This is a genomic window from Ardenticatenales bacterium (assembly GCA_020634515.1).
Classification (GTDB): domain Bacteria; phylum Chloroflexota; class Anaerolineae; order Promineifilales; family Promineifilaceae; genus JAGVTM01.
Genome location: JACKBL010000002.1, coordinates 849112 through 864920, shown reverse-complemented (window position 1 = coordinate 864920; position 15809 = coordinate 849112). Strand labels below are relative to the sequence as shown.

Annotated in this window: 12 protein-coding genes; 4 read left to right on the top strand and 8 right to left on the bottom strand. The window is 62.7% G+C overall.

Annotated elements, in window-relative coordinates; translation table 11 throughout:
- Positions 1-164 precede the first annotated feature (164 nt).
- From H6650_08080 to H6650_08065, 4 genes are all read right to left on the bottom strand, one after another.
- Positions 165-2312, bottom strand: a complete 2148-nt coding sequence (locus H6650_08080; protein MCB8951955.1) for an ATP-binding protein — start codon at positions 2310-2312, stop codon at positions 165-167.
- A gap of 23 nt (positions 2313-2335) precedes the next feature.
- Complete coding sequence (locus H6650_08075) at positions 2336-2935, bottom strand: HDIG domain-containing protein (GenBank protein ID MCB8951954.1); 600 nt, start codon at positions 2933-2935, stop codon at positions 2336-2338.
- Positions 2925-3866 carry a stage 0 sporulation protein gene (locus H6650_08070; GenBank protein MCB8951953.1) on the bottom strand — a complete coding sequence of 314 codons (942 nt, stop codon included), beginning with the start codon at positions 3864-3866 and terminating at the stop codon, positions 2925-2927. Before H6650_08070 ends, H6650_08075 begins: the two co-directional genes overlap by 11 nt.
- Before the next feature lie 197 nt (positions 3867-4063).
- Complete coding sequence (locus H6650_08065) at positions 4064-6067, bottom strand: endonuclease/exonuclease/phosphatase family protein (protein ID MCB8951952.1); 2004 nt, start codon at positions 6065-6067, stop codon at positions 4064-4066.
- A 256-nt stretch (positions 6068-6323) separates the two neighbouring features.
- On the opposite strand from H6650_08065, the gene H6650_08060 reads away from it, so the two are divergent.
- Entirely contained in the window at positions 6324-6893 is a 570-nt protein-coding gene (locus H6650_08060; protein MCB8951951.1) for a GNAT family N-acetyltransferase, read from the top strand.
- A 255-nt stretch (positions 6894-7148) separates the two neighbouring features.
- Here the strand turns inward: H6650_08060 and H6650_08055 are convergent, their stop codons facing one another.
- The 3 genes from H6650_08055 to H6650_08045 all read right to left on the bottom strand — a co-directional run bounded on the left by H6650_08055 (position 7149) and on the right by H6650_08045 (position 11797).
- The gene (locus tag H6650_08055) at positions 7149-9488 is read right to left on the bottom strand and encodes an ATP-dependent helicase (protein ID MCB8951950.1); all 2340 of its coding nucleotides are present in this window, start codon (positions 9486-9488) and stop codon (positions 7149-7151) included.
- Between the two features lie 33 nt (positions 9489-9521).
- A complete protein-coding gene (locus H6650_08050) occupies positions 9522-9833 on the bottom strand; it encodes a hypothetical protein (GenBank protein MCB8951949.1) in 312 nt (103 codons plus the stop codon).
- A gap of 104 nt (positions 9834-9937) precedes the next feature.
- A complete protein-coding gene (locus H6650_08045; GenBank protein ID MCB8951948.1) occupies positions 9938-11797 on the bottom strand; it encodes a hypothetical protein in 1860 nt (619 codons plus the stop codon).
- A gap of 122 nt (positions 11798-11919) precedes the next feature.
- On the opposite strand from H6650_08045, the gene H6650_08040 reads away from it, so the two are divergent.
- The 3 genes from H6650_08040 to H6650_08030 all read left to right on the top strand — a co-directional run bounded on the left by H6650_08040 (position 11920) and on the right by H6650_08030 (position 14677).
- Complete coding sequence (locus H6650_08040; protein MCB8951947.1) at positions 11920-13560, top strand: hypothetical protein; 1641 nt, start codon at positions 11920-11922, stop codon at positions 13558-13560.
- Between the two features lie 133 nt (positions 13561-13693).
- Positions 13694-14122 (top strand): DUF433 domain-containing protein, encoded by a 429-nt coding sequence (locus H6650_08035; protein ID MCB8951946.1) that lies wholly within the window; start codon positions 13694-13696, stop codon positions 14120-14122.
- Positions 14123-14254: 132 nt separating this feature from the next.
- Positions 14255-14677, top strand: coding sequence for a zinc ribbon domain-containing protein (locus H6650_08030; GenBank protein ID MCB8951945.1), 423 nt, complete (start codon positions 14255-14257; stop codon positions 14675-14677).
- Positions 14678-14682: 5 nt separating this feature from the next.
- Here H6650_08030 and H6650_08025 read toward each other — a convergent pair whose 3' ends face one another.
- Positions 14683-15786: a trypsin-like peptidase domain-containing protein gene (locus tag H6650_08025; protein ID MCB8951944.1), complete on the bottom strand. Its 1104-nt coding sequence runs from the start codon at positions 15784-15786 to the stop codon at positions 14683-14685.
- Between the last annotated feature and the right edge of the window lie 23 nt (positions 15787-15809).

Sequence of the window (15809 nt, the reverse complement as noted above, 5' to 3'; positions counted from 1 at the left end):
GCGTGATTTCGAGAGAGAAGAAACCGGGGTTTGGGCGGTAAAAAACCTGGTTTCTGGGATTTGCCGGTGATTTCAAGAGAGAAGAAACCGGGGGTTGTTCAGATGGATTAGGGTACGGCAGACATAATGTACATCATTCTGCGGCACGCGGCAATTCTCGACGCTCAAGCGTCGGGCGGCGGCGGCGCAAACAGCACCTCGTTGATCAGCCGCCCCATTTTCTGGTATTCGCGCCGCGCCGCGTGCAGCAAATGAGCCATGCCCACGGACTGCCCGGCTTCCGCCGCCAGGAATGCGCCGGCCAGCAGAATGTTGCGGATGTTGCCGCCGGCAATGCGAAAACGCTCGGCCAGCAGGGTGTAGTCCACGTCGGCGGCCAGCGGCAGGTCCGGCGGGGTGTTGACGCGCCAGATTTTCTCGCGGTCGGGGGCTTCGGGGAAGGGGAATTCGACGATGAAGTGCAGGCGGCGGGTGAAGGCGTCGTCCAGGTTGGCGCGCAAATTGGTGGCCAGGATGACAATGCCGGCAAATGCCTCCATCCGCTGCAACAAATAGCTAATCTCGATATTCGCGTACCGGTCGTGGCTATCCTTCACCTCCGAACGCTTGCCAAACAGCGCGTCCGCCTCGTCAAAAAACAGCACCGCATTACTTGTCTCCGCCTCAAGGAAAATGCGGCTCAGATTCTTCTCCGTCTCACCGATGTACTTGCTCACCACCGTGGACAGATTAATCTTGTACAGGTCCAGCCCCAACTCATGCGCCATGATGTCCGCGGCCATCGTCTTGCCCGTGCCGGACTCCCCCGCGAACAGCGCATTCAGCCCTTTGCCCAGCGACATCTTTTCGCCAAACCGCCATTGACCGTAGACCAGCGGGCGATAGCGCACCATGTTCACCATTTCCCGCAGTTGGCGCAGCGTGTCGGCAGGGAGGATGATGTCCTCCCACCGGTGGCGCGGCTCAATCTTCGTCGCCAGGGCCGTCAGCTTCTGATTGGAATGGGTGCGGCTGGCGGTGAAAAGGTGCGACAGGCTTAGTGGCTTCTGCTCCCAACGGGCCAGATCGCGGGCGGTGGCCGCGGCGTCGCGGATTTGCCCTGGCGTAAACTGGAAGTGATTGGCCACGGGGGCTACATCAATGCCACTACCGTCCAGCGCGTCGCGCCAGAGGCTAACGCGCTCGGCGTAGGCGGGGCGGGGAAAGGGGACGGTGTGGACGGGGCGCGGGTGACGTTTGTCACGTGGCTGCCACGTCTGTTCGCCGCCGACCATGACGAGGCCGGGGTAGGCCAGCAGCGTTTGCAGCAGGCGCGGCGGCAGGTCCCCGTCTTCGAGGACGCTGTCCCAACCGGAGAAGTAGAGAGATGCGCCCAGCAGCCGCCCGTCGCGCAGGACCAGGGGGAGAAAATCGGCCAGGGGAAAGTCGGCTGCCGCCAGGTCAAGGCGGATCAGGGGGGTTTGCGCGGCGCGGGCGACGAAACAGGCGGCGGCTTCTTTGCCGACGCCATAGCCGCCCACGAAGGCGAGTAGCGGCGGCGGCGCGGCGTGGGCGGCGGCGGCGAGGGGGGCGTGCATGGCGGCGGGGAGTTGGGCGGATGCCGGCATTTCCGCCACCGACCAAAACCGCCCAAACACATGCAACTGGCTGTCCAACCCATCATGCCCCAACAAATAAGCCACCACCTGGGGCGCGGGGCGCACAAAATGGCTCAACAGCGTGGGCTGCGCCACCGGACCATCGCGAAAACGCAGCGCCAGGCGAGAAGCCACCAGACGGCCCTCATCGCGGAACATCTCTTGCAGGCGCAGCTTTTCGGAGAAATCGTCGCTGAGCAGGTTGAGCAGCAGGTCAACCGTGGGACGTTTTTTCGTGATGTCGTCTTGCAGGTAGGCAAAAATGCGCTCGAAACGCGGGTCCAGTTCCGGAAGCAGCGCCAGCAACAGGGCATCCATTTCCATGTCGCTCAGTTGGAAACGGTGCCAGAGCGCGGCCAGCCGCCCATCCCCCATTTGCGCCAGCCAGGCACGACGCGCGGCGGCCAGTTTTGCCGCCCACCCTTCCCCCACCGGCGCGGGGGAGAGGGCGTTGTTGCCCAATCCCTGCCCCAGCAGGACATCGACGTGGGCGTCGGAGACGTAGAGGCCGCGAAATTCGTCGTGGGGATCGATGCCGCCGGCGCGGGCGCGGGCGACGCCCCATTGCACCCGGAGATCGGCGTAGGATAATGCCGGCATCAACTGCGCCAAAACAGCCTCCCCCACCACCGCCTTCGCGCCAGGTTGCTTCGACCACGGGTCACGCACGCTCATCCCTCTGCCAGGCCCCTTTCCGCTTAGCCGCCAGTCGCCAGGCGACCGTCCAGCTCCAATATGGCGGCATCCTCCTGCATCGCCACCAGCACATTGCCGACGTGCGTCCACAGGTCCAGCCGACCATCGAAGCAAACGCGGCTGAAATCCGCCGTCACCTCAGTCACGTGCTCCCGATCCACACCGGCGGCAAAACGACGGTCTTTCCACTTTTTGCGGACGGAGCTAAGGGCTACGTCGCGCACGTCCTTCGACGGGCGCACGAGCGTGGCGGCAATGATCAGGCCGGTGATTTCGTCGCAGGCCAGCAGCGCAAAATCAATCGGTTGCGCCCGTTCTACGCCGGTTCCCTCGGTGTAGTGGGAGAGAATGGTGCGGATAGTGTCCTCATCCACGCCGCGCTGGCGCAAAATGGGCGCACCGGCGGTGGGATGTTGGTCCAGATCAGGGTGAATTTCCCAGTCAAAATCGTGCAGGAGGCCAATCGTTTCCCAATACGCGGGATCATGGCCCAGATGACGAGCGTACCACTTCATGCCGGCAGCTACCGCCAGCATATGGCGGCGCAGCCCCTCATCTTGCACAAATTCGCAAACCAGGCTCCAGGCGGCGTCACGATTCATCAGCATCATCCGTCGGCTTGCGCGCGCCGCAGTCGCATTCGCCGCCCTCGTGCCGAGAACAACCCGCTTCCGCCTTGCGCTCCAGGGCTTCCAATTCGTCCAACGGCTCCAATTCGTGGCGCGCCACGTCGAACCACTCGCCATCAACGTCTACGCGCACCATCTCCTTCAGCGGCAGCACGTCTTTGACCACCCCATCCCCATGCGGGGTGCGCACGCGCTTGCCTTTCTTGGGCAGCCCTTTTTTCGCTTCCACGTACTGCTCATACTCATACACAAGGCAGCAGCGCAGCCGCCCACACATGCCCGTGATCTCTTGCGGGCTAAGGGAAACGCCTTGCGCCTTCGCCATGCGGATGGAAACAGGGCTGAAGTCGGTGAGGAAGGTGGAACAGCAGCGCGGCTGGCCGCAGGCCCCAAAGCCGCCGAGCATCTTGGCGACGTCGCGGGGACCGATGATCTGCATCTCGACGCGCGTGCGTAAATGCCGGCCCAGTGTCGAACGTAGCGTGCGGATGTCCAGATTCTTGTTTTCCGTCGTGTAGTAGTAGGTGATCCAGGAGCCATCGAAACTGTAGGTCGCTTTGATAAAGCGCGTATCCTGCAAACCTAGCTCATATGCCTTCTCGCGGCAGGTGATCAGGGCATCCAGTTCGCGCGCTTCCCATACCTGCTGCAAAACCAGGTCGCGGGGCGTGGCGCGGCGTTCGATGTTGCGCAGGGCGCGGCGGCGGTTGACCTGCTCCGGGGGGACGAAGGCGATTACCTGGCCCAGTTGGCGGCCTCGTTTTGTTTCCACGACGACATAATCACCGGGCTTGATGTCTTCGATTTGCTCCGGGGTCAGGCCGAAATGGTACAACTTGCCCAGTTTTTGGAACCGGATACCAATAACGTCCGTTACGGTAGGGGTGGGTGCTAAAGTGGTCATGCACGCTCCGCGACTAATTGTGAATCTTCTTGGATGTTGTAGGGTGCTTTCCAGGTAACGACCAGTGCTCTCTGGAGATTGGACCAATCCGGCTTAGGACTGGCGATGAAATTAGATGCGCATTGCATCGCCAGTTTGCCAGAAGATGAGTGTAAGCGATTTTGGGCAAAGTGCAAGCGCGTCTGGGCGGGCCGGGGTTACCAACCTACTTCAACCAGCACGGCGGGATGGTCTGATTCGGCAGTTTCCAGGTAATCGGCTTCGTTGACGGTGAGGCCGGGCGAGATAAAAACGTGGTCGATGCGCTCGCGGGCGTCGATGCCGGCGCTGTCGATGCCGGTCGGCCACGCGGCGAGATAGGCATCCTCCAGCGTGGTCGTGGTGAGGCGGTACGGGTCACTGTCCGGGCGGAAGTTGAAGTCTCCGAGGGCAACGACGTTGGGCAGGCCGTCTATGCGTTGCAAGAGGGCTTCTTGCTGGACGATGGGGCCACCATTGCCCAGGTGGGTGACAAAGAGGTTGAAGGTTTGCCCGCTCACGCTGATTTGCGCCTGGATGGCGGCGGTCTGTTCGCCTTCGCTGTACATGTAGAAGGTGTCCGCGTTTTGCAGGGGATAGCGGGAGAGGAGGGCGATGCCGAATGTGCCGGCAGTTACCGGGGGTCCATAGTAAGCGTACATATCCAGTTGGTCCGCCAGATAACGCACGACGTCGTCGTTGCTGCCGGCAATTCTGTTGGTATCCGACTCCTGCAAACCAATCACGTCCGCATTGGCCGCCTGCATGAGGGCCAACTGCCCGGCCACGTTTTTGCGCCCATCTTCGCTGTACCCTTGCTGGATGTTGAAGGTGAGGATGCGCAAGTGGTCGGCGTCCGCCGCGGGGGGCGCGGGGCGGGCGGGGGTGATGAGCAGGGCCATGATGGTGAGCAGGGCGAATGCCGGCATCACCCCGACCAACCAGGGCGGCGGCACCAGGCGCGACAGCCATTCCTCCAGCGTGTACATGGCCGGATCAACCACCAGCAGCGCCGGCGCCACGCCCAGACCCGCGACCAGGAACACGAGCCAGAACTTGTCGCGGAAGAAGGGACCCACCACGGGAATGTAATCGTAAACGGTGGTGAACACCTGCGCCAGCACGAGGATGAGCAAGAAGAGCGAAGCCAGGGTGAAGCCGCCGGCCAGCGACCGCATGGTGGGCTTGCGCGCGGTGAGGTCGCGCAAAAACAGGATGAGGTCCAGCAGCAGCAGCGGAAAGAGGAGCAGCATCAATAGCAAGGGGAGATACGCCCATACGCCAACGGCGGGCTGCGCCAGCGGGTAGGCGGCGGGATTGGCGGGGAAGCGAATCTGGTGCGCCAGGAGCGTGCCCACGAGGGACAGGAGAAAGAGGGCGTTTGCCGCCAGCAGGCGGGGGGGCGTGATCCAGGATAACCAGGTGGGGCGGCGAAGAAAAATGCCGGCACATCCCGAAAGCGACACCAACATCACGACCACGATCAGCGGGTAGCTAACGCCGGTCCAGCGGGCAATCACATTGGGGCTGGAAAAAGCGAAGTAAACGAGGATAATGACGCTAAAAATGCCCACGCTCAACGCCAAAATGCGTCCGAATGTCGCCGGGAGTTTGAGGGCCGGGCGGCTGCCACGCCCACGCGCGGGTAACTCGTCTGGCCGGGAGATGCCAATGAGCATGACGGCGGCCAACAGCGCCAACGCCAGACCAATCGCCTGCGTGCCACCGGTGACGGCCAGATCGAGGCCGGAACCGCCCACGCGAAAGAGGATGAGGAGGGCGAGGGCAATGGTGAAGGAAACGCCGAGCGTGAAGCTATTGCTTTCCCGTTCCGCGCGCGCCTGCTGGTGCAGCAATGCCGGCAAAAGCACAAGAAAACAACCGACGCCCAACCCCGACATAACCATCTTCGGGCCTTTGTCCAACACCACTTCAAAGACGCGGCAGATGAGCGTCACTTCCCCTAGAATAGTCAGCGGCCAGCCGCGCAATCCGTCGGGCCAGGCCAGCAAAGCCAGGGGCGAAAAGAGAAGAACGACGCTGACGATTTCGACAGGGATGCTGGTTTGCAACAGCCCGCGCGCATAGATTGCGCCCACGAAATCGACCAGCAGTTCCATGAAAAAGAGGAACAGGATGGTAAAGAGGATCAGTTCTGAATAGGTGCGCGACTGGTTCTGCATGGGATGCCTCTTGGGTAAACGCATTCTTGATGAGGGGGAATGTAATTCAGTTTCCAACCCTTGTCAACAGTCAACGGGAAACGGGAAACGGAAAACTCGGAAACGAGCCTCGCGCATAAACGACCAACTTGAGCCTGGCGAAATCGACACATGGTAACCGGAATCGAGGCTTTAGCCGGGTCTACCTCAAACGTGGGCCGGCTGAAACCTCCACGCCAAGAACGACAGCGTCCAGGACCAATTCTACGGAGTAAATATGTCTGTCAACATTGAACCATTAACGCAATTAGACGCGGCGGCGCTGGCGCGGGTGATCACGGGTTACACGAGCGGGGTACGCTGGGTGGTACGCTGGGAGGACGCGGCGGACAGCACGCGCTTTGTCTTGACACCGGAGCCGCTGCCCGAACCAATCACGCGCCGCTATGATTATCTCGATGAAGAAACGGTGCGCCGCTACAGGGACGGGCTGGCGCACGGCTGTTCCGCCGGCGCGTTTGCCGCCGGGTCGTTGGTGGGCGTCGCGCTGGCGGAGCCGCATTTTTGGAACGGCAGCCTGTGGGTCTGGGAACTGCACGTGGCGGATGCTTTTCGTGGCCAGGGGATCGGGCGGCGGTTGGTGGATTGGCTGGCGGCGCGGGCCGGCGACCTCGGGCTGCGCACGATTGTGTGCGAAACGCAGAACAACAACGCGCCGGCCATCGCGTTCTATCGCCGCGTGGGGTTCCAACTGGAGGGGGTAGATGTGTCCTACTACACGAACGAGGACTGGCCGGACGGAGATGTGGCCGTTTTCATGAAAAAGCGACTACCCGCGTCGGATTAAGGGGGCTGGACTCCGGCGTTTTTGGCATGGAGGCTTCAGCCGGTCCACATATGGGAGTTGACCCGGCTAAAGCCTCGACTCCGATCACCCTGCGTGGGTTTCGCCAGACTCAAGAAGGGGAGACGGAAACAGGGTACACCACAAGGGATGAAAATTATCAGGATTTCGCGGATGGCACGGGGTCTTTGTCCACAAATGGGTGCGCTACCGGCACGACCAACCGCCAACCCCCAACCGCCAACCACCAACTGCCAACTATTTCCCAGAGAAATCACGACTTTTCTTCCGCCGTTGGAGGAACTGGTAAAGAACGCCCATGACGGTGGCGGGTTCGGTAGGCTGGTCGATGCCGCGGCGACGAGTGGCGCGGCTGCGGCTGATGTGCAGATAGCGGCGGGCGCGGGTGATGCCCACGTAGAGCAGGCGCAGGCGTTCGCTGATCACGTCAATGTGGGCGGATTCGGTGGCGGTGCGGTCGGGGTAGATGCCGGCATCTCCCTCCATCAAATGTAACAACTGCGCGCTCGCCTCCGCCGTCGGGTCCTCCTCCCCCAGAAAATCCACCACCCCCAAAAAGTGCCCGTCCAGGTTCCCCGGAATCCACACCCCATCCACGCTCACCAAAAACACCGCGTCCCACTCCAGCCCCTTCGAGGCGTGCTGCGTACACAGCGTAATCCGCCCCGGTTCCGGCTCATACCCCTCCTCGCGGGTCACGCTTAGTTGCAACGCCCGCCGCCCCTTGGCCACATCCTCCAGTTGCGCCGCCAGTTCCGGCAAGCGCCAGTTCGGCTGCGTATCCCGCCAGCGGCGCAGCACGTTGGAAAGCTCATACGCCAGCGCCAGGTCCGCCTCATGCGATGCGCGCGCGCCTTCGGCCATCCACGTCTCGGCGAACAGCTCGTCGCTGAGGGCCAGCACCAGGTCGTCAATCGGCAACGGGCGCAGTTCGAAGACGCGCTGGAGGAAGGCGGCCAGGCGCTCCAGACAGGCAATATCTTCGGGGCGAGCCACGTTTGCCGGCACAGCCGTCAACATTTCCGCCTCATTTCGCGGATAGATCAACGCCTCCGGGCGGAACACACCGCGCAAAATCGCCTCAAAGCGGCGCAAATCCGCCTCATTCGTGCCCGGCGATTGCGCCGCCGGATGGCCGATTTCCATCAGCGAGGCGTGGACGTTTGGCAGCGCGCGCGTGTCCAGCGGGTTCGCCAGCAGCGCCAACATCGCGTGCAGCGCGGCGGCAATCTCCCGCGTGCGTACGCCGCCACGCAGCAGGTTGTCGTAGGGCGCCTTCAGGCGGTCCAGATGTTCCGCTAACTGATGTCCCAGATTGTGCGTGGGCACAAGAATGGCCGCGTTATGGTCCGGGTACTTCTCCAGATAGCGCACGGCCAGTTGCGCCACCGACGGCAATTCCTCATCCTCACGATGCTTATAAGCGCGAATGGTGATCCCTTCTCCGATCTGCTCCGGGTTGGGCTGCGCGTCCCCTGGCGGCGTGGGCTGAATGTTTTGGCGGCGGAACGTGTAGCGGCGCACTTCGGGCACGGGGTGGTTGTCGCACACCCAATGCACGATCTCATTGGCCGCCGCGAAAATGACCGGAGCGGAGCGCCCGGAGTTGGGCAAGGGGCGGTCCGCCACGTCCGGGCGGTCGAGGAAATCCATCAGAAAACGGGGATGGGCCGCCGTGAACGTACTCGTAATCGCCTGATTGGGGTCCCCTACGCGCACCCAGTTGCCATTCTCCCCGGTCAGCGCCGTCAGCAGCACCTCTTGCAGGGGCACGCTGTCCTGCGCTTCGTCTTCCAGCACGTAGGGCCAGCGGTGGCGCAGGTGCGCGGCCAGTTCCTCGGAGCGGCGCAGTTGTTCCGTCGCCAGCCAGATGAGGTCGTCGAAGTCGTAGACGCCCTGGCGCTCCAACGTGCGCTGGTACTGGTCGTAAATGCCGGCAAGCACCCATACCAACGGATACATCTGTCCCTGACTATCCATCTCATTCAACCGCGCCAGAATTTGGGGCGGGCGATAACGCTCATTCTTCGCCGTGCGAATAAAGGTCCGCGCCGTCTGCTCCGTTACCTCGCGCCAGCGCGCCTTCGCCTGCGGGCTGTCCTCGGGGATAAACTGGTGCCACCAGCGGCTGTTGGCCTCAATCCACACGTCTACCGCCTGCGTCAGGTAGTAAGTGGACTGCACCTCGTCCATCACCGTGATGTTGTCGTCCCCATCCAGCACCCCGCCCGCGTGCCGCATCACCTCCAGTCCCAGGCTGTGCAGCGTGCGCACGTCGAAGCCCACCGGTGGCAGCCCCATCTGTAAAAGCTGCTTGCGAATGCGCGCCTTGAAGGTGTCCACGCTGGCGTTGAGGTACGTGACGATGAGGATTTCTTGCTGCGCGCCGATGTCAATGCGCCCCTGGGCGATGAGCTGGCTGGCAAGTTGCGTCAGCGTGAACGTCTTGCCGCTACCGGGCACGGCGCTGACGGCCATCAGGCCACCCTCGTACTTGAGGATTTCCACCTGCGCCGGGCGCAATCGCGGGGTCGGCGGCTCAGGGAGGGGGGGCGGTTCTGGGGGCGCGGGCATCATGGCAACACTCAACTGGTAACAAAAAACGGGAAACTAGGCGAGTGCCTTTTTGGCGATGGGGTGGTCGGGGTGGGCGTCGAGGACCCGGCGGTAGATTTCCAGAGCGGCAGCGGACTCGCCGGCGGTTTCCAGACGGGCGGCCTCCAGGCAGGCATCGTCCGGCTTCATGCCTTCGGGCGTCATTTTGCCCAACAGCAGGTAACAAAACGCTTTGTAGCCGATTTTGGCACCCTCTTTGGCGCACGCCTGACGCACGTCGTCGGTGGTAGCGGCAGCGTTGAGCAGCGTTTCCGCGCGTTTCAGGTCCGCGTAGGGGGCAACGGGGGTGTAAGATTGACGGGCCATAAAAACTCCGATATGAGACCTTCCCGGAAGCTGTTTTGCGCTTCCGGGAAGATGCGGCGACGCCCTTTGCCAGAGCATCGCGCCTATGTTACCCCAAAACGGGGTTATTGGCCGAAGTTGGTTTCGGCCATGATTTCCGGTTGGCTGCGACCTGTTTGCTGCCAGAGATTGTAGAGGATTTGCCCGCGATTGCCGGCAATTCCCGGCAACGGGTTGTTGTCGCGCAAAAACGTAATGTACTCTTTGGAGGAAGTCTGGTACAGCAAACGCACCACGCCCTGGGTCACGTTTGCCGGCAGCGTATACACCGTCGTGTCCCAATACTGCCCATCCGCATAACGGGATGGGTCCGCCGCGCCATCCGTCACCGGCGCCGCGCCCGCGTCGCGGAATGCGGCGAAGCTGTAGCCACGCGGCGGGATGCGGTTGTCCTTGACCACGGTATTGTTCAACGCGAAGTGGAAGGACGCGCCGGCGGGCAATCCCAACTGCGCCGCCCAATCTTCCGTCAGGCCCTGCTTCGTCTCATACACTTGCAGGTTGGCGTCTTCGGTCAGTTCTCCCGTGGCTGCGTCATACGCGCCGGAGGTGAACACGAGGTTGCCGCCGCTGTCATATCCTTCAACCTGTAGCCACATGCGCCGCCCTTCGGGGTAGCCGGTAGGGAGTTTGTGGCCGGTTTCGTTGGTGATGGTGACGATAAGCTGGTTCCCTTGCTGTTGTACGTCGAGGATGCCGGCATTTTGGACCATGTAGCGGGCGCGTTGAATGCCGGCATCCAGCGCCGCCAATCCCGTCTGATCAAAATCATCGCCAAACTCAGGATGCAGCGGCAGCGTCAGCGGAACCCACGTATTCGCCCCCGTCAAATCGTGCAGCGGCATATTGTCCCGCTCCACCATATTGCCGAAAAACGACCCGCCCGATCCCGTCACCTTGCGCATGTGGCAATCCTGGCACGTGGAAACATACGGCTCATTGCCGCCAAACTGCGGCGCATACACCCCTTGCGGCGTATTGTATTCGCTCAACAGCCACTCGCTGTACGTGCGCTCCAGCGGGAACCCCTCGCTCACGTCGCCGGGCGTGTCCAGGGCATTCGCCACATAGCTCTGGCTGCCCTCGTCCCAGCTAAAAACGGGATTCGTGATGTCGTGGCAACTCCCGCACAACGCCGCCTCCGTGTGGAAGGGTGATTGCAGCGGCCAATCCAGCCCCAGGATGCTGTGCGGATTGGTATCCCAATCAAGCTGCAAATCAAATGGGCCGCGCCGCTCATCCTCCGGGTCCACCACAATGGCACCGCTGCCCAACACGGTGGGCGCGTCGGCCAACGCCGCCAGCACATCCACATCCCGCGCCGGATTTTCCGCGCTGTAAAACGGATCCACCATGCGGTGGCACACCTCGCACTGCACACCGCCCAGGTCCGCGCCCATCAGGCTCACGCCACTGCTGTCGGCGGCGCGCCCCGCCAGCCAGCCACGCGGCGCGTGGCAGCGAAGACAAAACTGCCCCGCTTCCGCCGCATCCCCATTCGCCACGTCCAGCGCCGCATAAAAAACGGGGTCACGCGCCGACTGCGCCATCATGCTGCCGGTCCAGGTGTACCCCGTTTCGCCATCGGGGTTGGCGGGCAAATAGCCAAAGTGACAGCCATAACATTGGACCGGGTCCGTCACTTCCGTTTGCAGCCCACCCGGCTGCGTCCCCGGCAGGTAGAAGTCGTTGGCCGTCGTGGGCACGCGCGCCGGGTCGCCCAATCCGCGCAGGAACGGCAGGTAAACGGCGTTCTCCGATAGCCACGCCATCCAGTCAGACACCTCCTCCGCGGATAGCGCGGGATGCCCGGGGGGCAGCGCGGCAACCGCCACGGCATCATCACGCGCAGCGGCGAACAACAACCCCAACCCCATCAACAGGGCCAGGGGCAGGGTTATCAAAAGGGAGTGAAATCGTCGCAAGGCTAAATCCTCCACGTCAAGCGTACAGTTTTTCAATGATAGTGGGCAGAGTTGCGGCGCACCCGAATCTGGCAGTTATGCTATCATTGTAATCCATGTGCGGCAAGCTGGCGAAATGGTGGATGAAGGAAGAAACTGAACAAGCGCGGATAAATATCCGCGCTGTTCTTCCGTCGGCGTGGCTGGCGATGGGGCTGGTTTTGCTGTCGGTCGCGGCGGGGAGCGCCCCCCGCGCAAGGGCGCAAACGGAGGCCGGTCCGACGCCAGACCCCCGCTTTGGCGCGGTGGAGGCGTTTTGGGCGCCACAAGCGGCGGCGGAGGCGGGGTTGGGTTGGGAGCGAATTCTGTTTTATTGGCGCGAAATTCAGCCGACGGGGCCGGAGGATTGGAATACGCTGCATGTGTTGGAGGAGTGGCTGACGGAGGCGCGGGCACAGGGGCGGGAGGTGGTGGGGGTGTTGAAGCAGACGCCGGGTTGGGCAACGGATGGGGTGGAAAATGCCGGCATTCCTCGCGGCCTCTACCTCCCCCTCAACCATTCCGACAACCTGTGGGCCAACTATGTGCGGCGCATTGCCGCCTACTATGGGCCGCTAGGTGTGCATCATTGGGTGATCTGGAACGAGCCGGATATTGATGCGGGGGTGTATGGGTACGAATATGCCGGCAGCGTCGCCGACTACGCCCGCCTCCTCAAAGTCGCCTACCTCGTCATGAAAGAGACCGATCCCCAGGCCGTCATCCACCTGGCCGGCCTCACCTACTGGCACGACGAACTCGCCGGACGCCCGCAGTACCTGGCGCGGCTGCTGCAAACCCTCGCCACCGACCCGCAAGCGCGCGCCCACGACTTCTACTTCGACGTGATCTCCCTGCACATTTACTTCCGCGCGGAAACCGTGGCCCCCATCGTCGCCGCGATGGACGCCATTCAGGGAGAGTACGGCCTGGGCAAGCCCATCTGGATTGACGAAACCAACGCCGCCCCCAACCAGGACCCCGCCTGGCCGGTCACGCGGCCCGATTTTGACGTCAGCCTGGAGCAGCAGGCATGGTTCCTCGCGCAGGCGCACGCGCTCGGTTTTGCCGCCGGCGCGGCCCGCATCGGCGTCTACAAGTTCACCGATGTGTTGTCCGCCCCCGGCGCGGAACCATTCGGCCTGCTGCGCGCCGACCTCACCCCCCGCCCCGCCTTCACCGCCTACGCCACAATGACCCACCTGCTGGCCGGCTTCACCGCCGCCACGACTGAGGAAAATGAGGCTTATTACGTGGTCACGTTCACGCAGCCGGAGCAGGTTGTGCGCGTCCTTTGGGCGCGGGGCGCGGCGGACGTGACGGTGAGGCTGCCCGCGCGCGCGCCGCGGGCCACGCTGGTGGACGTTTTCGGCGCGGCGCAGCCGCTCGCGCCCGTGGATGGACAGTACACGATTCCCCTGGCGGGCGCTGTTTGCGCCGACGAGTGCCTGATTGGCGGACCGCCCCGCTACCTGGTGGAATCGCTGCCCCTGCCCACGCCTACCCCCACGGCCACGCCCCGCCCCACGGCCACCGCCACCGCCACGCCAACGCCAACGCTCACCCCCGCGCCCACCGCGACGCCCACTCCCCTCCCCACCTCCACGCCCACCGGCTCTCCCGCATCCCCCGCTCCCCCCGTCCGCGTCGCCAGCGGCAGCGGATTATCGGGCTACTGGCTGCTGGGGTTAGCCGCCTTGCTGTGCGGATTGCTTGTCCTCGTCGCCCGCCGTGGACGCGGGTGATGTCATGTCCGCGAAAGATTGGTTCATTCTTGTAGAATGAACTAATCTGAACCAATCTGAGCTTAACTGCCCTTCTCCGTTTTCTGCTATAATCTCCAGCGATTACCATCACTTCACGGAGGTGCGCGCTGATATGAACACGACCATCACGGTTCAACTCCCGCCCAATCTGTATGAAAAAGCAAGCCACGAAGCCCAAAACCGCCAACAAACTGTAGAGCAATTTGTCACATCGTTGGTCGTGGAAACGGTTTTGCCGGCACATCCCTATGTCACATTGGTCCACAGCCGCGGCGGCGGAATGCGTCCCGTTGTTCGCGGCACGCGCGTGGGCGTGGATGTCGTCGTTGGCTACCATCAGGCTGGTTATACGCCAGAGCAAATCGCCGCCGAAATGTTGCCCCAGTTGCATCTGGCGCAAGTGTATGATGCGTTAAGTTACTACGAGGAGCGGAGGGAACTGCTGGACGCGGAGATGTTGGCGCATACGGCGGAGGCGTGGCAAGACCGCCTGATGCAAGAAATGGGACCGGAAGCGGCAGCGGCCCTGTTGGGTGCTTAATCGGCGTACTTTGTCCCTGCTGGATGCTCATACGCCGGAGCAATTGCAGAACACGCTTCGATTTGTTTGATGCCCTGATCTTTGTAGTCCAGAAGCTATTTGCGCGGCTTTGCCTGGAGTAGGATTAAACACATGATTGAACGCGCCTGTCCTGAATGCCAGACGAATAATCCCATGAAGAACCGCTTTTGCGGGGGTTGCGGCGCGCCGTTGACGCGGGAGGCGATTGCGCCGTTTGCGGGGTCCAAATTGACGGTGGGGCGAGGGGAGATGCCGATGGCGCAACTGAGGCAAGTGGGGCAGGCGGTGGCTGTCAGCCTGCTGACGATTGCCGCCGAAGCGGGACTAAACTGGCTGCGGCGGCGGCTGGAGGCGGAGCCGGCCAACGTGGACGCCCCTTCCGGCGCCGCCCTGGTTCCCCAATCCCATCCCCGGCCAGAACGAGGCAGCTACACCGCCGTTTACCACGAGGAAGTTGTGGAGCTGCAGCCGAAACGACGCGGCCTCATCCGCCGCGCCGTCTCGCGCACGATTTGGTGGAAGCCGGACGCCTGATAGGGTTAGGCGTGGATGTGCGCGCGAAGGCGGGGGAGGATGGCGGTGATGGGGATGCCCTGGTTGGCGTGTTTGAGGGGGTGATTGTCGGAGTCGGCAATGCCGGCACGGTGCAATCCAATCACCAGCCAATCATCATCAAAAACAGGCGACCCCGACGAGCCAAAATCCGTATCCGACACATAATAAAATCGCTCATCATCCACCCTGACAATGGCGTTGTACCGCAGCGCCACTTGCAGCGCGTTCCCCTGGGGATATTGCAGGATATTGGCCGCCTGATCCACGTAGGGCTTGCGCGCGGAGAAGCGCAGCGGGGCCGCCGTGGCGGGCACGCGCAACCGCAGCAGGGCAAAGTCCAGGTCCACGGCGGGACTGACCAGCACGGATGCCGCGAAATCGTGCCAGGTGGCCGCGCCGCGCGGTCCGGCCAGGAAACGCACGCCCCCTTCCGTCAACGTGGGGATGTATTTGAGGACGTGCGCGTTGGTGAGGACCAGGTCGGGCGCAACGAGGAAAGCCGTGCCCACGCGGTTCGCGCCATACTCCACGCGCCCCACCGCGCCCGCCGCCGCTAATCCCTGCTCCAGAAAACGAACGGGCAGCCAATCCGCCTTTTTCTTGTTCTTCAACGCCTCCAGCCGTTCCTGGAAAACGAACGACGGTAAATCGGACGGTAGCGCCGCCAGTTCGCGGGCCGCGTCTTCCTCCCCATCGGGCAGGCCATAGCCGCCGAGGGAAGCAGGCGGTGTTTGCCCGGCGCGGGCCATCGCCGCGCGCCACAAGTTGTGCTGCGCCAACACGGGCAGGTCGGACCCCGTGGCCAGGGCAACTTCCACGGCCATATCGTTCAGGCGACCATAGCACTCGTCTTGCTCGACGGCCTCCTCATACAGCACTTGCAGAAACAGGGCGAGGACGCTTTGCCCGGCGCGCGTGCGGCGGTTGAGAAACTCGCTGATAAAGTAATCCACCCGCTCGTGCCTGCTATACGCCTCCTGAATCTGGTATTTCCACGGTTCCAGGCGTTCATCCTCAAAAACGGCCAATAACTGCCGATCCGTGGCAAAGGGACCGCATTCTCGAAGGGTGGCCCTCAGCTTTCTCAAAAGTGGTCCTGGCAAACCTGCCA